This window comes from Flavilitoribacter nigricans DSM 23189 = NBRC 102662, assembly GCF_002646595.1.
Lineage (GTDB): Bacteria > Bacteroidota > Bacteroidia > Chitinophagales > Saprospiraceae > Flavilitoribacter > Flavilitoribacter nigricans.
The window spans coordinates 49,786-71,595 of sequence record NZ_PDUD01000001.1 but is presented as its reverse complement, the minus strand read 5'-3'; the positions used below and the strand labels follow the sequence as shown (position 1 = coordinate 71,595).

The window sequence follows — 21,810 nt, the reverse complement described above, 5'->3', positions numbered from 1 at the left end:
CGGGAGTTTCCAAATAACTTTGTTTGTGAATACACTGATCGTAAAAGAACCATTTTTATTGGAAGTAGGGGAGAGCTTACCTGAGCTGGAGATCTCCTATTGTACCTACGGAAAGCTCAATGAACAGGCGGATAACGTAGTCTGGATCTGCCATGCACTGACCGCAAATGCCGACGCCCTCGACTGGTGGCCCGGTCTGGTAGGTCCGGGTAAATTCTTCGATCCGCAATCGTATTTTATCGTTTGTGCGAATATCCTGGGCAGTTGTTACGGCACGACCGGTCCGGCGAGCATCGATCCCCGCACCCGTACCACCTACGGCAAAGACTTTCCGGTGGTTACCGTGCGGGATATGGTACGCTGCCACCAGATACTGGCCAAAAAGCTCGGCATCAGGCAGGTAGAACTGCTGATCGGCGGTTCCATGGGAGGCCAGCAGGTCCTGGAATGGGCCATCATGGCGCCCGATTTTGCCAAGAGGATCTGTGTACTGGCTACCAATGCCCGGCACTCGGCCTGGGGCATCGCTTTCAATGAGGCCCAGCGCATGGCGATCGAATCGGACCCCAGCTGGCAGGATCGCACACCAGGTGCGGGTAAAGCCGGCCTCGAATCGGCCCGGGCCATCGCCATGTTATCCTATCGCAATTACCAGACCTACGAACTGACCCAAACGGATAAAAACGGGGAACTCCTGGATGATTACCGCGCCAGTTCTTACCAGCGCTATCAGGGCATGAAGCTCTTTAACCGCTTCGATGTGTTGTCCTACTGGTACCTGAGTAAAGCAATGGACTCCCACCATGTCGGCCGCGGACGTGGCGGTTTGGAAAAAGCCCTATCGCGGATCACCGCCCGATCTCTGGTGATCGGTATTCACTCCGATGTCCTCTTTCCAATCGGAGAGCAGGCCACTGTAGCCCGTGGCATCAAAGGCTCCCAACTGGAGATCATCGACAGCTTTTACGGACACGATGGCTTCCTGATCGAAAGTGAACTGATCGCCGGTTTACTCGGCCCCTTCCTGGCGGATGAAATAGCCCGGAACGGGAACAAGCGAGCCCTCGAAGAAAAAATGGATGTGATTGATCTGAATACGGATGCTATTCCGGGAACGGAAGGGTTTTGACCCGGATCTAGATCAGCAGGTCGAATAGCATCCGGCTGTTGTTCAGCGGCTGATAATTTATGTGATTGTCCTCCATGCGTTGCAGGAGGGCATCGTAATCTTCCTTCTTTTCCATCTGAATACCTACCAGTGCCGGACCGGATTCCCGGTTGTGCTTTTTGGTATACTCAAAATGGGTAATGTCATCATTGGGCCCCAACACCTTGTTGAGGAAATCCCGCAATGCACCCGCCCGCTGGGGGAAACGGATGATGAAGTAGTGTTTGAGGCCTTCGAATAGAAGCGAGCGCTCCTTGATCTCTTCGGTCCGGGTAATGTCGTTGTTACTGCCACTCAGCACACAAACGACATTTTTACCTTTGATCTGTTCGGCGTACTGGTCGAGTGCCGCAATGGTGAGCGCACCCGCCGGTTCCACGACGATCCCCTCTTCGTTATACAGTTGTAAGATGGTGGTACAGACTTTTCCTTCCGGTACCAGTACCAGATCGTCCATGACCTTCTGGGCGATCGGAAAGGTGATCTGTCCGACCCGTTGGACCGCCGCACCGTCGACAAAATTATCGATCTTTTCCAGGGTGACGACTTCTCCGGCCTGCAGGGCAGCGTGGAGCGCGGCCGCACCGCTCGGTTCTACACCGATAACTTTGGTTTGCGGGCTGATCTGGTTGAAATAGCTTCCCAGACCGGAGAGCAATCCGCCGCCGCCGACCGCCACAAATACGTAATCGATCGGTTCTTTACAACTTTCGAGGATCTCAAGACCAACGGTGCCCTGGCCTTCAATGACCCGTTCGTCGTCGAAAGGGTGGACGAAGGTCATTCCCTGCTCTTCGCACATTCTGCGGGCTTCGGTATTGGCTTCGTCGAAGGTGTCACCCACCAGGCGGACATCCACGTACTCCTTACCGAAGAGCTTGACCTTTTTCACTTTTTGGGAGGGGGTGACGCTGGGCATGAAGATTACTCCGTGCACCTTCATCTTACGGCAGGCGAAGGCAACGCCCTGCGCGTGATTACCGGCACTGGCGCACACCACGCCTTTGCTGCGCTGGTCTTCGGTCAGGCCGGCCATTTTGTTATAGGCACCGCGGATCTTATAGGATCGGACTACCTGCAGGTCTTCCCGTTTCAGCCAGAGCTGACAGGAATAGTGATCGGAGAGGTTGGCATTAAACATTAAAGGAGTTGTGTCGGCAACTCCTTTCAGCAACATTTTAGCCTTGTAAATATTTTCTACGGTAACCAAAACGATATATAGTGAATGGTGTGTGGTAATATAAAGAGTGATGATCTAGCGAAACTGGAGATTGCAAATTTAGGGTAAAAACCCCATAATTTATCCCGAATATCCTGCTCCGTCGACAGCGTATTTACTGCATCTTCGTATCCAACACTCGTTCAACACGCACCAATTCCCCGTAGGAATTTATTATAAGAGCCTGTTACCAACCCGCTCGCTGGGCTGCAAAATGGATCTTTCCCTCCGCTCCGCATCTATTTTACCCCCGTAGCTCTGCCAGGGAATAAAATAGCTTTTGATTGGTGACAAAATCCGGGTTTTTCGCCGGCAGCCGGGTCGTGTAACAGGCTCTAGATGATGTTAGTCGATCTCGACGCCTTCGGACTCGGGACGCAGACCGCGAACGGTGCGACCTGCCTGCCACATTTCGCTATCGTGCAGTTCTTTCAATTCGGCATCCAGTTTCTCCCGGTAGTCCGGCTGGCTGTTGGTGTCGATACTGCGCTGAGCTTCTTCGCCGGCAGCTACGCTGGAATACAGGTCCTTAAATACGGGCTTAACCGCATCGCGGAATTTGTTTTTCCAGTCCAGTGCACCGCGCTGAGCGGTAGTAGAACAGTTGGCGTACATCCAATCCATACCGTTCTCCGCTACCAGCGGCATCAGGCTCTGAGTCAGTTCTTCTACGGTTTCGTTGAAGGCTTCACTCGGGCTGTGACCATTTTCGCGCAGTACGGTGTACTGTGCTTCGAAAATGCCCTGGATGGCTCCCATCAGCGTACCGCGCTCACCGGTAAGGTCAGAGTACACTTCTTTCTGGAAGGTAGTCTCAAACAGATAACCGGAACCCACTCCGATACCCAGAGCGACAACGCGTTCTTTCGCACGGCCGGTAGCATCCTGGTAGATCGCGTAGCTGGAGTTCAGACCGCGTCCTTCCAGGAACAGACGGCGCAGACTGGTACCGGAACCTTTAGGTGCTACCAGAATAACGTCTACATCCGCCGGAGGTACAATACCCGTACGTTCGTGGTACGTTATACCGAAACCGTGGGAGAAATAAAGTGCTTTTCCGCTGGTCAGATGGGGCTTCAGTTTGGGCCATACGGCGATCTGAGCGGCATCCGAAAGCAGGTATTGAATGATCGTAGCTTTTTCTGCTGCTTCTTCAATAGGGAATAAGGTCTCACCGGGTACCCATCCGTCCGCAACGGCTTTGTCCCAGGTTTTGGAGTTTTGGCGTTGACCGACGATAACATTGAAGCCGTTATCACGCAGGTTCAATGACTGGCCAGGTCCTTGTACACCGTAGCCGATGATGGCGATCGTCTCGTCTTTGAGTACTTCACGTGCCTTTTCTAATGGGAACTCTTCCCGAGTAACCACATTTTCTTCAACACCGCCAAAATTCAATTTTGCCATGATCTAAAATTTTTCGTTTAGCTTTAGTTCAAAAGTAATTAATCCATGAAAATTTGGTAGGCTACTCATTGGCTATTCGCAGCTTGGTCAGGATTTGGGCGGTGAAAGTAACGATAAAAAGAAATATTTGCGATCGGACCCGCAGGTAAATTTTGTCTATAATCCGATCCCTAAGCCAAAATATGACCGTCATTCCGTACTCGCGGATCGGCAATACGGAGAATTAAATAGAAAAAAAATGCATGTATAAATACTAAGATAGGCTCCTCTGACGTTAACACTTATACTTTCCAGCAATTATCTACCCGCAACTTTCCCTACTTAGATCGCTTTTCGTAACAGATCACTAATTGCTGATCATTATTTCCCGTATCGGCAGATTCCCTGTCCTTTCGCGCCCGAAATTCAGTTTTTTTTACTATTTTAATGCAACTTCTAAAACAGCATCCCCGAAGGGTTTACCCTCCATTCATCCCCCTTCGACGAGATCAGCAACTATCTTCAATTCGGTCCTTTCCGGTCCCGTCGGCTCTGGTATCCGACTTCCAAAGGTAAAGTGTTTCCGGTATCCGTAGCGGATGCTTGTCATTGGTAAGCAAGGTAGATCTGGTTCAAGTTGGGCATTTACCTCTTCCGGCCTTTATCCGATCTGGCATGACCGCTTTTAGCACGAACGACACAAAAAAATTACCATTTTCATTCATTTATGGGTGTTGATCCATGCATCTGAAACCGCTTCCTCCCCGTCGGTTGGGCTTGCCATTGATCCAGCATTCCCCAAAAATTCCAGTATGAAAAAGATTTTTACGATTACTATCTTTCTGGCTTTTCTGCTGATCGGTTTTTCCCTGTCGGCACAGCGCAATTGCGCGACCATGGAACAGCTCGAACAACAACTCCAGCAGGATCCCGGCATGCTGAAAAACATGGAACGGATCGAGAAAATGACCCAGGAATACATCCGCTCCGGTGCCAAGGAAAAAGCGGTCAGCGGGGTAGTTACGATTCCCGTGGTGGTGCACGTTGTGTACAACAATGCCGCGGAAAATATCAGTGACGCCCAGATCCAGTCCCAGATCGACGTGCTGAACGAAGACTTCCGGCGCCTCAATGCGGATGCGTCTAATACGCCTTCGGATTTCACCGGCGTAGCGGCGGATACCGAGATCGAGTTTTGTCTGGCTTCGGTAGACCCACTGGGCAACAGTACGAACGGCATCACCCGTACCTTCACCACCCGGACTTCATTCAGCTCTAACAACGATATGAAATTCGATGCCAATGGAGGAAAAGATGCCTGGCCGGCCGCCAATTATCTCAATATCTGGGTGTGTGACCTGGGTAACAGTCTGCTCGGCTACGCCCAATTCCCGGGAGGCAGCGCGGCTACGGATGGAGTGGTCTGTAATTATCCGGCCTTCGGTCGGGGAGCACAATATAGTCTGTTCACCAATTTTGCACTGGGCCGGACAACGACGCATGAAGTTGGCCACTGGCTCAACCTGCGTCACATCTGGGGAGACGGTCCCTGTTCCTTTGATGATTTTGTAGCGGATACGCCGGAAGCCAGCGGCCCTAATTATTCGGGTACGCCCTGCACGTACCCCGGCCCTAACTCCTGCCGCCCCCGCGGGCAGGCTGGAAAAAACGACCTGCCGGATATGTTCCAGAATTACATGGACTATTCCGATGACGTTTGTATGAACCTCTTCACTCTGGGGCAGACCGATCGGATGCGGGCCCTGTTTGATACGGGCGGTGCCCGGGAAAGCCTGTTGTCTTCTTCCGGATGTGGTAACGGCGATCCGGTAGAACTTTGCAACGACGGTCTCGACAATGACGGAGACGGCCTCGTGGATTGTGATGATCCGGACTGTGATACGGATCCTTTCTGCCAGCCCGTTGAACCGGAAATATGCGACGACGGGATCGACAACGACGGAGACGGACTGATCGACTGTGATGATCCGGATTGCGGTTCTGCACCTAATTGCCAGCCCACCGGAACCTGTGCGGCTCCGGGCGGTCTGACTACCGAGGTACGCAAAGGTGGTAAAGAAGCATTGCTTTCCTGGAATGCAGTATCCGGAGCGGTGAACTATACCGTAACTTTGGTTAATCTCAGCAACGGCGATGAGCTATCCGCCGATATCGATGGCACTTCCGCCGTCGCTTCCGGATTAAGTAAAAATGCCAATTACGAGTGGTGTGTGGTGACCAATTGCAGTGGGGAAAGTAGTGAAGCGAGCTGTACCAGCTTCACCGCCGTACCCGGTGGAAGAACGACCCAACTGAATGCTACGCCCCTCAGGATTTACCCGAATCCGGCCCGGGATCTGTTTACGATCCGGATCAATAGCCTTTCCTCTTCGCTACCGGTACTAAGCCTGAGCGATGAGGTAAGCACGGAAAGTGAATACGTAGTCTGGATGATGGACGCCTACGGCAGAATAGTGCAAAAGCTGCAGGTTCCCGCCGGAGAGACCACCCTGGAAATGCATACTCGTGATCTGTCTTCCGGTCTTTACCTCATCAAAATAACGGACCATGAAGGCAATCTGGAAAGTAGTGGTAAGGTGATCATCAACCGCTAGTTTTTGAGACAAGGAGATTTGGAGAGTGGGAGAGTGGGAGAGTGGGTGCACCCCATCACCCAGTCACCCCATCTCCCACTCACCAAAAAAAACGGGCGGGTTTGATGCACAACAAAAATCCGGAGTCCGTACCGAGATAGAGAAAACCCTCCGGGCCTTCACTGACGGACCGGATACGATCCAGGCCGTCCAGGAGGCGTTCTTCGTGGACGATCTCATTTCCCTGCGTCTCCAGGCGGTTCAGGTGCCGGAGTGCCATAGCTCCGATGAAAAGATCGCCCCGCCATTCTGGAAAAGCCTTACCGGAATAAAAAAGCATATCGCTCGGGGCAATGGATGGTTTGTAGTAATAAAGTGGTTGCTCCATACCTGCTTGGGATTGCAGCCCCTTTCCCACCGGACCTCCCTCGTATTCTTCGCCGTAGGTGATGAGCGGCCATCCGTAATTGCGCCCGGGCCGCACGATATTGATTTCATCCCCGCCTTTGGGCCCGTGTTCATGGATCCAGATCTCCTGGCTAATCGGATGTTGCGCCATACCCTGGGGATTCCGGTGGCCGTAGCTCCAGATCTCTGGCTGGGCTCCGGGCTCCGATAGAAAGGGATTGTCCGCCGGAATGCTTCCATCCTCGTACAGGCGCAGGACTTTCCCGTTGTGGGTGGAAAGATACTGGGCCGAATCCCGGCGATAGCGATCACCGATCGTTATAAACAAAAATCCGTCGGTGAGCAGCAAGCGGCAGCCATAGTGACTTTCGGAGCGGTAGTAAGGAAAGGCGGTGAACAGACGTTCCCGTTCTCCGAGCGTATCCCCGGAAAGCCTGATCCGCTCCACCACCGTGGTACTGCTGCTATCCGGCCGGGATGTACTGTAGGCCAGATAGATCCATTCGTTCTGGATGAAATCGGGATGAACTTTAAGGTCGAGTAGACCGCCATCCCCTTTTCGGTAAACGTCCGGTAAGGCAGGCAGTGCTTTTTGAAACCCGGTTTCGGGTTCAAACAGGTGGATTTGGCCGGTATTCCGTTCCGAGATCAGCATCCGCCCGTCCGGTAGCCAGTCGATGGACCAGGGAACCTGAAGATCACGGGCCAGGGTGTCAATGATAAAGCGATGCTGTTCACTTTCCACAACCTGCTGCGGAGTATGCACCTCACCCGGAGGGTTATCCTTTTGCGGCTTACAGCTAATGATCAGGGAAAGTAAAAGTCCAATTAGCGGGATAGAACGGTAATCCATGTTTTTTACCTGCAAGGAAGAAGGTCCGAGATGGAAAAGCTATCGGATTAATTAATTCAAAGGTATCATCAGCGGATAATGGACTTTGACCAGCCGAACCTGACGACCTGTTGCGATCATTTTATTGAGGCTTGTCGGTAAAAAGGGCAGTGATCTGGCGGTTTGGCTTGGCCTGGGTTACAGGAGGGTACCGGTGTTTACAGGAAATTTCATGATTATTTTGAAATCCCAATTTGGCCGTTGTCATTATACTTTGGTGCAAAACTTTGTACGGCGTTTTTATAGATTTCTACAATTGCGTTTTTTTACTATATTTGCTATTCAACCAAATTTGATTACCAAAGACTAGTATGCAATGCTAAAAATCAAAAGACTCGCACTAGCAGTCGGTGTGTTATTGTTCGCAGTAGCATGTCAAAAAGACCCACTCAACCAATTGGATGTTCGTAATCCCGAAGATGCCATTGTTCAATCAGCAGATGTTCCGCACCGTGCCTGTGGTATGGAGGAACATATGGAAGAGCTGATGTTGAATCCGGATTATGCCGAATTTCATCAGAGAAAATTCGTCAAACTCGAAACGGCAAACTTTAACGGCCGGGCTAATGTAGTGATCCCGGTAGCGGTACACTACCAGCGTTTGCGGGGATCGATCGACGTACAGTGCCTGCGGGACCAGGCGCAAAACCAGATCGACATCCTCAATGCCGATTACGGTGGCACGAACTCTGACATTAGCGAATGGAACAATAATGCTTCCTCCTTTTTCCCCGGGGTAAGCAATGGCCAGGCTGCGATCACCTTTGAGTTAGCCAACATTAACCACCCTTCCGGTTACGGTCTGGTGGACGGTGATCCCGCAGTTACCATCAATGCAACCAGAGGCGACTCCGATCGCAACTGGGCCGGTTATCTGAATATTTTTGTGCGCAACATTCAGTATCTCGGTTACTCTCCGCTAGGAGGTGACGGCGATGGTGACGGCGTAGTGATCGATGACGAGGCCTTCGGTTCCGGATCCGGTTGTGGTGATGTTACTCCTGGTTATCCGTACGACCTGGGTCGCACCCTTACCCATGAACTGGGCCACTACCTCCTGCTGGATCACATCTGGGGCGGCGGCTGCGGATCTGATGATGGTGTAGGTGATACCCCGGATTCTTCCGGTCCGTACTATAGCGGTGAAACGACCTTCTGTCCTGAATTAGGAGTAGCCTCCTGCGGTAGCACGGATATGCACATGAACTACATGGATTACGTTTACGATGCCTGTATGTACATGTTCAGTGCCGGACAGGCAACCCGCATGGAAAATTACGTTGCTTCCAGTCTGGCCGTACTGGTGAATAATGCACCGAATGTGATCGATGATGGTGGTACACCTCCGCCAACCGGCGACTGTGTAGTGCCTACCGGTCTGAGCTCAAGCGTAAACAAGAAGAAAGTGAATCTGAGCTGGGATAACCAGTCCGGTACTACCTTCGAAGTACGCTACCGCGAACTTGGCGGCGCCTGGACGACCGTCTCTTCCAGCACCAATTCCACCACGCTGAACGGTATGAGAAACGGCGATTACGAATTCCAGGTAAGAGCCGTATGTGGTACGACTACGGACTGGAGCGCTTCTGCCTTCTTTAGCGTATAAAGCCAACGTTCTGTAAACCGACCGGCGCGGCAGCAGAGACTGTCCTAAGCTTCGGACGGTGGAGATCGGTATCGAGTATTCGGTACCGATCTTTTTTATTACCAGGACTTTCGACAGCGATATTGGATGGGAATGGGGCTGAAAGCAGTCTTTGAAGCTGTAGAAAAATAAATTAGACGACTGTAGATTTATCCAAAGATTCTGGATTTTTTTTCTATTTTTCCCATTCTCCGTTAAAAATTATTAGCAAACAACTGATAGTTGAGGGATATTGGTAGAATATCCCTAATTTACCGGGCCATTTTAGCCCTACCTGTAGAACTATGTTCCGGCGTGGAGCGAGGAACCGGGAGCAATGATCTCCTTTCCTCCCAAAACCATGCCCACGCTTATTTATTTAATCTGGGTTGCTATGCAGCTTGGTGAAAAGGATTGAGATCGAATTGAGAGACTACCAGTCGCTGGATGAATACGTTCACACCACTTTCTTTCCTGTTGTTCTTCTCTATTCTTTCCTGCCTACTTCATTCCGGCTGGTGCAACCTGAATCAATGTACCTTTCTGAACGAATTAAGTGAAGATGCCTATGACCTACAACGTCAAGAAATTCAAACGGATATTGGTGGCCAACCGGGGCGAGATCGCCATTCGGGTATTGCGCGCTGCTGCGGAATTGAATTTGAGAACGATTGCTATTTATACTTACGAAGACCGATATTCTTTACACCGCTACAAGGCGGATGAAGCCTATCAGATCGGTTCTGAGGACGAACCCTTAAAACCCTATCTGGACATCGATGAGATCATTCGTCTGGCTAAGGATAAAAATGTGGATGCCATCCATCCGGGTTACGGTTTTCTGAGTGAGAATGTACACTTCGCCCGCAAATGTGAAGAAGCCGGCATCGAGTTCATCGGCCCTCCCGCGGAAGTGATGGAACAACTGGGAGATAAAGTGGCGGCCAAAAAGCTGGCCAGAAGAGTTGAGGTGCCGCTGATCGAAGATAGCCGCCAGGATCTCACCAGTGCAGATATTGCGCTGGAGGAGGCCCGCCGGATCGGTTTTCCGGTCATTATCAAAGCGGCAGCCGGTGGTGGTGGTCGTGGTATGCGGGTCGTTCGGGATGAAAAGAACCTGAAGGTCGAATACCAGGAAGCCAGCGGCGAAGCGATGACCGCTTTTGGCGATGGGACCGTTTTCCTGGAGAAATTCATTGAGAACCCCAAACACATCGAAGTACAGATCCTCGGGGATAAGCACGGCAATATCGTTCACCTTTTTGAGCGGGATTGCTCGGTACAGCGTCGTTTCCAGAAGGTGGTCGAGATCGCACCCTGCGTGACGCTTTCCCAAGATACCAAGGATAAACTTTATGACTACGCTCTGCGATTAACCCGCGAAGTTGGATACAGCTTTGCCGGTACGGTAGAGTTCCTGGTCGATCAGGATGAAAACATCTATTTCATTGAGGTGAATCCCCGGGTGCAGGTGGAACACACCATTACCGAACAGGTGACCGGCGTGGATATCGTGCGCTCCCAGATCCTGATCGGTATGGGATATGCCCTGTCCAATCCGGAGATTGATATCCAAAGTCAGGAGGATGTCAAACTCAGTGGTTGTGCCATTCAGTGCCGGGTAACCACGGAAGATCCGACCCTAGATTTCAAACCGGACTACGGTACCCTGATCGCCTACCGCTCCGCGGCGGGTATGGGTATCCGGCTCGATGCCGGCAGTGCATTCCCCGGGGCCAAAATATCGCCCTATTTCGATAGTATGCTGGTGAAAGTGACCAGTTGGGGGCGCAATTTGCCGGGCGCCGCCCAGCGTCTGCACCGCGCGCTTCGGGAATTCCGGATCCGGGGAGTGAAGACAAACATCGGCTTCTTGCTGAACCTGTTGCGCAACGAAACATTCCAGAGCGGTGAGGCTACGGTGAATTTCATTAAGGAAAATCCCGATCTGCTCGAACCGCCCAACTGGAGAGACCGGTCTACCAAAATGTTGTTGTATCTGGCGGATGTGATCGTGAACGATAATCCGGATGTGAAAAGCATCGACGAAAGTGTGGTGTTCATCAAACCGGAAGTGCCGGCTTTTGACCGGTATGCTACCTTGCCAAAAGGTACGAAAGATAAACTGACCGAACTGGGCCCCGAGGCATTTGCCAAGTGGCTGAAGTCGGATCCCAGCATACATTATACCGACACCACTTTCCGGGATGCCCACCAGTCGCTACTGGCCACCCGGATGCGGACTTACGATATGATGCAGGTGGCCGAAAGCTACGCCCACCACATGGGCGATCAGGTATTCTCCATGGAAATGTGGGGCGGCGCTACTTTTGATGTTTCCATGCGCTTCTTGAAGGAAGACCCCTGGCGGCGACTGACGAAACTGCGGCAGGCTATTCCCAACGTGCTGTTCCAGATGCTCCTGCGGGGAAGTAATGCTGTCGGCTATACCGCCTATCCGGATAACCTGGTGATCAAATTCGTCGAGGAAGCGGCTGAGGCCGGGATTGACATATTCCGAATCTTTGATTCGCTCAACTGGGTAGAGGCGATGCAGGTCAGCATTCGTACCGTCCGCGAGCGGACGAACTCGATCGCCGAAGCCTGTATTTGCTACACCGGAGACATTACCGATCCCGCGCGGACGAAGTTTACGCTGGACTACTACCTGGATCTGGCAAAAAGGTTAGAAGATGAAGGCGCCCACATTCTGGCAATCAAAGATATGGCCGGTCTGCTGAAACCACTGGCCGCAGAGCAACTGATCACCGCCCTGAAGGAAACCGTGGATCTGCCCATTCACCTGCATACCCACGATACCAGTTCCATTCAGGCCGCTACTTATATGAAAGCGATTGAAGTGGGGGTCGACGTAGTGGATGTAGCCATCAGTTCAATGTCCGGATTGACCTCGCAGCCCAACTTCAATTCCCTGGTGGCAATGATGAAGGGTTATCCGAAAGAGCGTGAGATCAATTTCCATGCCCTCAACCAGTTTTCCAACTACTGGGAAGCGGTGAGACGCTATTACTATCCCTTTGAGACGGAATTGCGCGCGGGTACGGCTGAGGTATACGAGCACGAGATCCCCGGCGGCCAGTATTCCAACCTGCGGCCCCAGGCCCGGGCTTTGGGACTGGAAGAGCAATTCGAAACGATCAAGGCGAATTATAAAGCGGCCAATGAGCTCTTTGGCGACCTGATCAAGGTTACACCCTCTTCCAAAGTGGTCGGCGACATGGCGATGTTTATGACCGCCAATGGATTGAGTAAGGAAGATGTGATCAAGAAAGGGTCCAAACTCTCTTTCCCGGATAGTGTGAAAGCGCTGATGCGGGGAGATCTGGGGCAGATTGACGGAGGTTTTCCGGCAGATATCCAACACCTCATCCTCAAGGATGAAAAGCCCTATACGGACCGGCCGAATGCCCACCTCGATCAGATCGATTTTGACGCCGAACTGGCGGATTTCCGCTCCCGGTTTGACGAAGACCTGGGGATCCGGGATTTCCTGGCTTACCGCCTGTATCCCAAAGTATACCAGGAATATTTCGAATTCCAGGAAATGTACGGTACGGTAGCTAACCTGCCCACGAAGGCCTTCTTCTACGGTCTGAAACCGAACGAAGAGATCATCGTTACCCTGAGTCCGGGGAAAAACGTATTGATCAAATACCTGAATATGACCGAGCCGGATGAACTGGGCAACCGCCTGGTGATCTTCCAGCTGAACGGCCAGACCCGCTCCGTGCCGGTACGCGATAAAAACGCCCGTTCCGAGGTGGTAATGCACCGGAAAGCATCCGGTCAGAATGAGATCGGTGCACCTCTGCAGGGTAACCTGTCCAAGATCCTGGTGGAGGAAGGGGACGAGGTGACCATGAATACGCCGCTTTTCATCATTGAAGCAATGAAGATGGAAAGTACGATCACTTCGCCGATCGAAGGCACGGTTACCAAGATCTTCCTTACCGAAAAGACTTTGGTAGAACAGGACGATCTGGTACTGGAAGTGAAATGATAATTTGGTGATGAGATAATTTGATGATGTGATATTGCGGTGTCGGAAATACACCATCGTAATATCGCATTATCAAATGATCAGGAAAAAAAGCCCATTCTCCAGGGTTTCCAGCGGCTGGGCACCAGGGTAAAATGCTCTTTTTCTATCTGTTCGGAGCGCAGGAACAGCAATCCGAAATGGAAAAGATCTACGCTGAGCCGCACCCGTGGATGTTTTCTGAGCTGCTGCCAGGCGCGTTCCATTTCTTCGGACCAGTAGATATCGCCAATACAGAAAACACTGTCGTTGTGAGCGAGCTGCAGGCACTGCTCAAAATAATCGACAGTTGGCTGGAAACGGTGATCCCCGTCGAAGTGGAAGAAATCGATCCTGTCGTTATCCCGGATCACACCGGGAAGAACTTCCCGAAATGGCCCCTCGAATACCCGGATTTGATCGAGCTCCGCTTTTTGAAAGTTTTGACGGGCAATGGCGGCAATCTCCGGGTTACCTTCTACGGTGATAAATCTGGCATTGCGGTTGGCGGCCATCTGGTAAAAGGCGGAAACGCCGAGTGAGGTACCCAATTCCAGGAAGGAAGCCGGATGCAGAAATTTACAGATCCGAAAAAGCAGGCGGCCCGCAGCGGGGTCAATCGCCGAATACCTGGCGATCTTACAGACGGAGGTTGTTTTTTTATGGCCAAGTTGGGATCCGGCTCCGTGATCCACTACCCCGACCGGGTCATCATTGAGGGCCAGGGTTTCCCGGAGGGCCGTTACATCATCAAAAATGTAATACCATCGGTGGTCTTCGATCGTATTGGCTACGAGCGCTGAAACAAAAGGAGAATGTACATCGTAACAGGTTTGGGCCCGCCAGTAGAATTTAAAGAACCGAAAAAAGTATTTGGTGAAAAATAAGAACAATTTCATGCACAGACCCAAATTGGTGGGACGGGAAGATAGAACAATACCGAAAAATAAACCACTTCGCCTTTAAAAGATTTTCCAAAATTAGTTTTATAATTGTCCATTTTCCACCACCTTTAACCTATGAACCTATTCAAACTTCGTGGTAATTTAACCAAATCTCAAAAGCTGGTATTAGGCATTGTCGGAATAATCATTTTTGTATTATTCTGGTGGCTCATGGCTGAAATATTGGCTGTAGACCGGCCGCTGGTTGATCTCAATTCCCGCTTGCCGTCTTCTCTTGGCCAGGATTCACTGGCCCAGGCGAAACGCGACTCTATCCTCCGGGCGGACTCCATTGCTCTGGCTAACGCAACGGAATTCGAAAAGGTATACCCTTTACTTCCCCGGCCCGATCAGACCATTGCGGCCTTTAAACCGCTGGTACAGGAAGACCGTTTGTTTTACAATACCTTCCGCTCCATCTGGCTGAACCTGCAGGGGTATTTCTGGGCAGTTATATTGGCTATTCCATTGGGTTTTCTGATCGGACTGCTACCGGTCTTTCGCGGTTTGTTCAGCCGGCAGGTCGATACCCTACGTTATCTTCCGCTGACGGCGGTGACGGTCGTGTTCATTACCTGGTTCGGTCTGGAAGACCAGATGAAGATCGCCTTTCTGGCTTTTGGTATTCTGGTGTACCTCTTACCGGTGGTCGTCCAGCGAATTAACGAAGTGGACGACGTCTTTCTCAAAACCACCTTCACGCTCGGGGCAACCGACTGGCAGACCATTAAAACGGTGTACTGGCCAGCCGTCATGTCCAAGCTGATGGATGATATTCGGGTGCTCACGGCTATTTCCTGGACGTACATTATTATTGCCGAATTGCTGAACCGGCAGGGCGGCGGTATCGGAGCGCTCATTTACCTCAAGCAGCGGCAGGGGCAGCTGGACCGGGTATTCGCTTTGCTGATGGTCATCATTCTGGTGGGCTTTCTGCAGGATCGCCTTTTCGACTACATGGACCGACGGTTTTTTGCGCACAAATATTACAAGACTAATCCTACCGGCATCAAAGAAGTAGAGTACGGACTGATGGCCCTGATCCTGGCCGCTGCGCTGGCCATCCTGGTACCCATCATCATTCCGGCACTGGGCGGGATGATCGGCAATCTGGCCGGATTAGTAGCCGTAGCTGCGGTAATCCTTATGGCGTTTGGAGAATTTCGTTTACAAAAATCACTGGTCGACTAAAAACAGAATATGAGTCTTTTCAACGATACCGCACAGGCTAATATCATCGGATTAAAAAACATCAATCAAAGTTACGACGGCGGCGAAACCTACGTGCTGGAGAACCTTGATTTTCTGGTAGAAGATAAACCCGCACAGGGCCAGTTCGTGGTGATCCTCGGCCCGTCCGGTTCCGGTAAATCCACCATCCTGCGTTACATTGCCGGACTACAGGAACCGACGGACGGTCAGGTACTGATCCACGACAAGCCGATCACGGATGCCAAAAGAGTGGGCATGGTCTTCCAGCAGTACTCTTCCCTGCCCTGGATGACGGTGCTCGATAATGTCGCTTTGGCAATGCGTTACCAGGGGATCCCGGAAAAAGAACGCCGGGAGAAGGCCATGGAGATCATCGAACGGGTCGGACTGGCCGGACACGAGCACAAATTTGCCCAGTACCCGACGCTTTCCGGCGGGCAACTCCAGCGGGTGGCTATCGCCCGCAGCCTGATGGCCAACCCGGAGATCTTGCTCATGGATGAACCCTTCGGAGCGCTGGATATCAATACCCGGCTGCAGATGCAGGACCTGTTGGCCAGCATCTGGCACGAATTTCATCCAACCGTGGTGTTCGTGACGCACGATATTTCGGAAGCGGTCTATCTGGGAGATGATATTTACATTCTGAAAGCGCCACCTTCCCGCTTCGTCCACCACATCCATGTGGACCTTCCTTTCAACCGGAATAAGGAGACCAAACGCGATCAGCGCTTCATTGATCTGGTCCAGGAAGTGGAAGATAAGATGCTGCAGGTCGGGCAGATGGAGTAGGGGGCTCGTGAAATTTAGCCGGGTGCCCAGGTCCTCATCGGTGGATGCATGATAACGTTCAATCGGTGGCCTGCAAGGTGCTGATAGTGAATTGTTTAGTTCGAGCTTTGTTATTTGATCACAAAGCTATACCCACTGTCTTCGAGTTTCCGGTATTTATCTTCATCGAAGATATAATAAAAAGCCCCTTTTTTGGAATGACCGCGTTGTTTTTCGTTCAACCGCTTGAGAATACCGAGGGAATGGATCCGCCGGCTGAAGTTGCCGCTGTCGAGTTGCGTTTCGAAAATAGCGGTATATAATTTCTGCAACTGTGGAATCGTAAACTTGTTGGGCAGCAAAGCGAAACCGATAGGTTTAGTGGAGGCCTTGTAACGCAGCCGCTTTTTGGCCATTTCGACCATCTGATTGTGGTCAAAGATGAGTCTGGGTACATTCTGCGCGGGATACCAGGTGGCATTATGGGTTTTGCCGAGATCGGTATTGTAGTCCTGAATATTGATCAGTGCAAAATAGGCGATCGACACAACCCGTCCGGCGGGATCCCGATCCGTCTGACCGAAAGACTGTAGCTGCTCCAGGTAGATGTCCGAGATTCCGGTCAGCTTTTCGACCACGCGGTGGGCGGCGGTATCAATATCTTCGGAAGCCTGAACGAAACCTCCCATCAGCGATAATTGCCCCAATTCCGGTTCAAAATCCCGGCGTATCAACAATACCTTGAGTCCTTCTTCGTCAAAACCAAAAACAATACAATCGACTGCTAACCATAATTTGTCGTTGTCCCCGTAATACTTATGCATCTTTTACTCAACGGTTCAATTTTTGAATGTGGGCTAAAATACGATAAGTTTCTGTATCTTGAATTTTAAAACGAAATATCCAACTTACATGTCAAATAATAGAGTAGGCATTCGCTTGCTTTGCCTTTTCCTCCCCGTATTTTTTCTATTCAGCCCGGCCGGATGGTCACAAACCGGAAACTGGGAAATTGCCGGTTCGTCCGACGGAAGTACGCTAATCAAACGTACCGAAGCGGCCTTCGTGCGGGTAAAGTCCAGATTTTACCTGATGGGCAGCCGGGGTATCAAACCCATCAGTATCTACGATGCCCGGAAAAATACCTGGACCGAAGGAGCCGCGCCTCCCATCGAGATCCACCATTTTCAGCCGGTCAATTATCGGAACAAGATCTATGTGATCGGTGCGCTGACCGGAGGCTACCCGGGAGAAACCCCGGTGCCGTATATCCTCATATACGATCCAGTGCTGGATGCCTGGTCGAAAGGTCCGGATATCCCAACACACCGATTACGGGGATCGACCGGAGTAACGGTGTATCGCAACCGGATCTATATCGCCGCCGGTATCAAAGACGGACACCGGGGAGATCATAAGAACTGGCTGGACGTTTTTGACCCTCGTACCGGAGAATGGCTGGAGCTGCCGGACGCCCCGCACGCCCGGGATCACTTCCAGGCCATTGCCGCCAAAGGTCGGATCTACCTGATCGGTGGTCGCCGTTCGGAATCCGAAAAAGACATTTTTGCCAATCTGGAACCGGCCGTGGATGTGTTTGATCTGCGCACCGGAAGCTGGTCCACGCTGGAGGAACCGCTGCCCACACCGCGGGCCGGAAATTACCTGGCCCTGTACGGAAAAAAACAAATAGTCGTACTGGGCGGTGAGACCGGAGATCAGGAAGCGGCACATTCCGAAACCGAAGTACTGGATGTGGAGAACCACGAGTGGAGCCGCTGGGCTTCCATGGTCCAGGGGCGGCACGGTACCGGGGCCGTTGTATACCGGAACAAGATCTTTGTTGCTTCCGGTTGTGGGAAGAAAGGCGGTGCTCCCGAAGTGCCCACCATGGAGGTTTTTGAAAAAAATTAGAATCAACCTATATACTGACCTAAGCAGTTGGGGAATCCAAACCAATTTGCGTCGAGTATAGTTAAGTTTTACACGAAAAATCACAGAACATGAAAAATATTTGCTTACCGATATACCTCCTGGTATTTGGTTTATGCTGGAGCTTAAACACAGGTTCGGCCCAGTCCGGCAGTCAGTGGGAAAGTCTGAGCGCTGCGGACGGCAGTGAGCCGGTGCAAAGACACGAAGCGGCATTCGTCCGTATTGGAGAAAAGTTTTATCTGCTGGGAGGCCGGGGGATCCGGCCGGTTAGTATCTACGATCCGCAAAGCCAGACCTGGACCCTGGGGCAAAAACCTCCCGTAGAGATCCACCATTTCCAGCCGGTAGTTTACAATGATAAGGTCTATATCATCGGCGCCCTTACCGGTCAGTATCCGGGCGAAACCCCGTTGCCGAAGGTGATCATCTACGATCCGGCAACGGATGAATGGTCAGAGGGCGCAACCATACCCGAAAACCGGCGGCGAGGGTCGGCCGGATTGAGCGTCTACAAAGACAAGATCTACATCGCCTGCGGGATCAAGGACGGACATCGCGGTGACCACAAAACCTGGCTGGATGTGTACGATCCGCAAACCAATACCTGGGAGCAATTGCCCGATGCACCGAGAGCCCGGGATCATTTCCAGGCGGTAGTGGTGAAACATAAATTATACCTGGTCGGTGGCCGGCGGTCGGCAGCACCGGATAATGTATTCAACGATCTGGAAGGAAAAGTCGACGTTTACGATCTGAAAAAGGGGACCTGGTCTACCATTAGTGAAGAACTACCGACCAAACGGGCGGGATTATTCCTGGCCACTGTTCCAAAAAATAAGATCGTTGTACTCGGCGGCGAGACGGGAGATCAGCAACTGGCACACTCGGAAATGGAAGTGCTCAATACGAAGAAAGGAAGTTGGGAAAGCTGGTCGCCGATGATCCAGGGGCGGCACGGTACCGGCGCTATTGTGTACAAAGGACAATTGATCGTTGCTTCCGGTTGCGGTAACCGGGGCGGAAGTCCGGAGCTGAAAACAATGGAAGTGTATAATCTGAAATAAGCTAAAAACTGCGCCTTATCCGACGCCTGATGCCGTCGGATAAGGCGATTCAGCCCGGAAGTTATTCCGCCATGGTTCGCTTCATCAGGTCTTCGGACCATTCGATCAGCGACTCCTTGTCGGCGTCGGAAAGTTTGGCTCCCTGGTGGATCAGGGTGTAAATGCCCAGCGGCATTTCATCTTCTTCCAGTACTTCTCCTACCTCTTTTAATTTTCTCAGCTTTCGCCGTTTATCGTAATCCTGCCACTCGGAGAAATTCAGTTCTTCTTTACCTTCCAGTACATCGTGGCGAACCAGAATGGAAACCGGCGCCACGTAGGAATACCAGGGATAATTTACCTGATTGGAATGACAGTCGTAACAGGAGTTTTTCAATAATTGGGCTACCTGCCCTTCGGCCAGGCCATTTTCGATCAGGTCACCCGGATTCTCCTCCTGATTTGCGGGAGGTTTGGGGGCTACGAACTGGGCAATGATCAGGGCGGCCAGTAACAGCCCGCCAACAATCTTCAGTACTTTCATTATTCCATAAGTTTTGATGCGATTGCATCGGCCCACTCGGTCAGGAGTTTGGCTTCTTCTTTACTCAGCGCTGCCTCCGGATGTTTCTTGATGTGATCTTCGGGCGGCATTTCTCCATCCTCGATGGATTCGATGATCGCATCCATGGAGAACAACTGATCCATTTTACTCAACTTGTTGAGATTATCCCAGAGGAGTTCTTCTTTGGCATCTTCGTCGTCGCCTTTTTCACTGTGACAGTCGTAGCATTTGGCATCAATGACGGCTTTCACCTTAGCCGGATACTGGATGGTATCCAACCGGACGGTCCCGGATTCAGAAGCCGGGGAGCTAACAGTGGGCAGATCATTTTGCCCCAGAAATAATAAGGTTAGGAGTAAAACGGGAGAGAACATCCAGAATCGCTTCATAATAAAGACGGTTAGATTTTTCGATACGCAATGTAGCAAAACTACAGCGTTTTTAAATATTCAACGACGGCCTTTCGCTCGTCATTATCTAATTTATCGCCGAAATCGTGGCCTTTATTGCTGTAGGCCGGCAAAGTTGTATCATAAGTCCAGTCTCCCTTCCCATCCTCGGCAACGGCATAGCTCCAACCCACCTTTTCGTAATCATATTTTCGCTGTTTCGCCCAGTAGGCCGGGCGTTGTTTGCTATTGAGCAGGTCATCCAGGGTCGGTACGGATCCGTTGTGCAAATAGGGGGCCGTAGCCCAGATGCCATCCAGCGGAGGAGCGATGTATCCCATTTCCGGTTCAAAATAGGAACGGGGGTAGGAATTGGAAAACCAACTGTCGTTATACCAGTCGATAATACCCGATTCGTACCCGTAGGCGGCGTACAGCGGATCGGTATCGATAATATCCAGGGCGATCACTTTATTGGGATAGGTCTCATTCTCACCGTAGGTACCGTGGCACTTACTACACCTATCTTCAAAGAGCAGTTTCCCCTTGGCGGCCAAATCCTGATTAACGGAGCGGGGATAGGCCGGCGGTTCCAATGAGCAGAGCCAGGCGTAGACGTCTTTGAAATTGGAAACGGCGGATCGGGCCGCAGCACTGTCCGGGATACCCAGTACCGAAGCCTGGAAAAGCAATTTGGTGAAATCCCCTCTACCGACGGCATTGTAGTAGAGGGCGTTCTTTTTGGCAACGTTCCAGAGTGGTGGAACGTCCGACGCAATGTTGTACTCGCCCACCTCGTACTGCGGTTCATCCCGATAGGTGAGGTCTTTCGGATCGCGGTGCATCATACAGGCTTCCGCTAGACGGGCTGCCGGATTGACACCGGGCTGATTGGTCTGGACGCGGGGCGCCATGGCGCGGAAATATTTGCCGAAATCCCCAAAAGCGACCATTTCTTCGTCATCCTTCTTATACTTCAGCTTCATGCCGAAGTTGACCATTTTTGCCGCGGTAGTCATATTTCGCCGGTAATCGGAAAAGCTGTTACCCAGCCCTACGATCAATTCACCGTCGATCTCTCCGGCGTGGCAGGTAAAGCAATTGCCGTTGACCACGCGGGCTCCGTTCTGAGCGGTGAATGCGGTGAAGGCATAATTGACCCGGGCATTATCTCCTTCGCGGCGGAATACCGTGTCCGGTTTGTTACTGGCTCTTTTTTCGTACAGTTCGTAGGGGACACCGGAACCCAGATAGTCGCCGTAGATCAGGTAATCCAGTCCGGCCTGCGCATCTCCGTCGGTTTGCTGGGGGCCGGCTTCGATCTGTTTGACCTTCCAGGGGATATCCTTATCGTAAGAGTAATCAGGAGACTTATAGGTATTGCACGCGATCAATAGGACCAGGAAAGCGAAAATGAGGTACTTTTTCATGTTTAGTGTGAATTGGAATAACAAAACTTGTACGGATCCAGATAAAACAAAGAGGGTATAGGTGGGTAGATAAGTTGGTCAGCCAGGCATTCCGGTCGCCTTAAGCGTTTGGGCATCTTGCACTCTAAACAACAATACGTACGTAAGGATGTTTAACGGGCCCGGAATTTTTGTCGGACTGAACGAGGTCG

Annotated in this window: 16 protein-coding genes; 8 read left to right on the top strand and 8 right to left on the bottom strand. The window is 51.5% G+C overall.

All coding sequences use genetic code 11. The features are described 5' to 3' along the window. Positions 1 to 25 precede the first annotated feature (25 nt). Entirely contained in the window at positions 26 to 1,129 is a 1,104-nt protein-coding gene (gene metX, locus CRP01_RS00295) for a homoserine O-acetyltransferase MetX (RefSeq protein WP_099148288.1), read from the top strand. Positions 1,130 to 1,136: 7 nt separating this feature from the next. On the opposite strand, the gene ilvA is transcribed toward metX, so the two are convergent. Then, entirely contained in the window at positions 1,137 to 2,384 is a 1,248-nt protein-coding gene (gene ilvA / locus CRP01_RS00290) for a threonine ammonia-lyase (protein WP_394337753.1), read from the bottom strand. Positions 2,385 to 2,732: 348 nt separating this feature from the next. Further along, positions 2,733 to 3,794 carry a ketol-acid reductoisomerase gene (ilvC, locus tag CRP01_RS00285; RefSeq protein ID WP_099147976.1) on the bottom strand — a complete coding sequence of 354 codons (1,062 nt, stop codon included), beginning with the start codon at positions 3,792 to 3,794 and terminating at the stop codon, positions 2,733 to 2,735. 791 nt (positions 3,795 to 4,585) lie between these two features. Here ilvC and CRP01_RS43290 point away from each other — a divergent pair. Then, the gene (locus CRP01_RS43290; protein ID WP_099147975.1) at positions 4,586 to 6,388 is read left to right on the top strand and encodes a M43 family zinc metalloprotease; all 1,803 of its coding nucleotides are present in this window, start codon (positions 4,586 to 4,588) and stop codon (positions 6,386 to 6,388) included. A gap of 79 nt (positions 6,389 to 6,467) precedes the next feature. Here the strand turns inward: CRP01_RS43290 and CRP01_RS00275 are convergent, their stop codons facing one another. Next, positions 6,468 to 7,628, bottom strand: coding sequence for a PQQ-dependent sugar dehydrogenase (locus CRP01_RS00275; protein WP_099147974.1), 1,161 nt, complete (start codon positions 7,626 to 7,628; stop codon positions 6,468 to 6,470). Between the two features lie 436 nt (positions 7,629 to 8,064). On the opposite strand from CRP01_RS00275, the gene CRP01_RS00270 reads away from it, so the two are divergent. Next, entirely contained in the window at positions 8,065 to 9,273 is a 1,209-nt protein-coding gene (locus CRP01_RS00270; protein ID WP_170110160.1) for a M43 family zinc metalloprotease, read from the top strand. 586 nt (positions 9,274 to 9,859) lie between these two features. Next, on the top strand, positions 9,860 to 13,312 hold the full coding sequence (locus tag CRP01_RS00265) for a pyruvate carboxylase (RefSeq protein WP_099147972.1): 3,453 nt from the start codon (positions 9,860 to 9,862) through the stop codon (positions 13,310 to 13,312). Positions 13,313 to 13,392: 80 nt separating this feature from the next. Here CRP01_RS00265 and CRP01_RS00260 read toward each other — a convergent pair whose 3' ends face one another. Then, entirely contained in the window at positions 13,393 to 14,229 is an 837-nt protein-coding gene (locus CRP01_RS00260; RefSeq protein ID WP_099147971.1) for an O-methyltransferase, read from the bottom strand. Between the two features lie 216 nt (positions 14,230 to 14,445). On the opposite strand from CRP01_RS00260, the gene CRP01_RS00255 reads away from it, so the two are divergent. Together CRP01_RS00255 and CRP01_RS00250 are read left to right on the top strand one after the other, a co-directional pair. After that, entirely contained in the window at positions 14,446 to 15,465 is a 1,020-nt protein-coding gene (locus tag CRP01_RS00255; protein ID WP_170110159.1) for an ABC transporter permease, read from the top strand. Positions 15,466 to 15,474: 9 nt separating this feature from the next. Then, a complete protein-coding gene (locus CRP01_RS00250; RefSeq protein WP_099147969.1) occupies positions 15,475 to 16,278 on the top strand; it encodes an ABC transporter ATP-binding protein in 804 nt (267 codons plus the stop codon). A 110-nt stretch (positions 16,279 to 16,388) separates the two neighbouring features. On the opposite strand, the gene CRP01_RS00245 is transcribed toward CRP01_RS00250, so the two are convergent. Next, entirely contained in the window at positions 16,389 to 17,081 is a 693-nt protein-coding gene (locus CRP01_RS00245; RefSeq protein ID WP_099147968.1) for an NUDIX hydrolase, read from the bottom strand. Between the two features lie 88 nt (positions 17,082 to 17,169). Between CRP01_RS00245 and CRP01_RS00240 the strand changes: the two genes are divergently transcribed. Both CRP01_RS00240 and CRP01_RS00235 read left to right on the top strand, forming a co-directional pair. Next, positions 17,170 to 18,171: a Kelch repeat-containing protein gene (locus CRP01_RS00240; protein ID WP_099147967.1), complete on the top strand. Its 1,002-nt coding sequence runs from the start codon at positions 17,170 to 17,172 to the stop codon at positions 18,169 to 18,171. An 89-nt stretch (positions 18,172 to 18,260) separates the two neighbouring features. Further along, a complete protein-coding gene (locus CRP01_RS00235; RefSeq protein WP_099147966.1) occupies positions 18,261 to 19,256 on the top strand; it encodes a Kelch repeat-containing protein in 996 nt (331 codons plus the stop codon). Positions 19,257 to 19,317: 61 nt separating this feature from the next. Here the strand turns inward: CRP01_RS00235 and CRP01_RS00230 are convergent, their stop codons facing one another. Genes CRP01_RS00230 through CRP01_RS00220 form a run of 3 tightly spaced genes read right to left on the bottom strand, consistent with a single transcriptional unit; the run spans position 19,318 to position 21,619 of the window. Next, positions 19,318 to 19,779, bottom strand: coding sequence for a heme-binding domain-containing protein (locus CRP01_RS00230; RefSeq protein ID WP_099147965.1), 462 nt, complete (start codon positions 19,777 to 19,779; stop codon positions 19,318 to 19,320). Beyond that, a complete protein-coding gene (locus CRP01_RS00225; protein WP_099147964.1) occupies positions 19,779 to 20,189 on the bottom strand; it encodes a heme-binding domain-containing protein in 411 nt (136 codons plus the stop codon). The genes CRP01_RS00230 and CRP01_RS00225 overlap by 1 nt, the downstream gene beginning before the upstream one ends. A 41-nt stretch (positions 20,190 to 20,230) precedes the next feature. After that, a complete protein-coding gene (locus tag CRP01_RS00220; RefSeq protein ID WP_099147963.1) occupies positions 20,231 to 21,619 on the bottom strand; it encodes a c-type cytochrome in 1,389 nt (462 codons plus the stop codon). Positions 21,620 to 21,810: the final 191 nt, after the last annotated feature.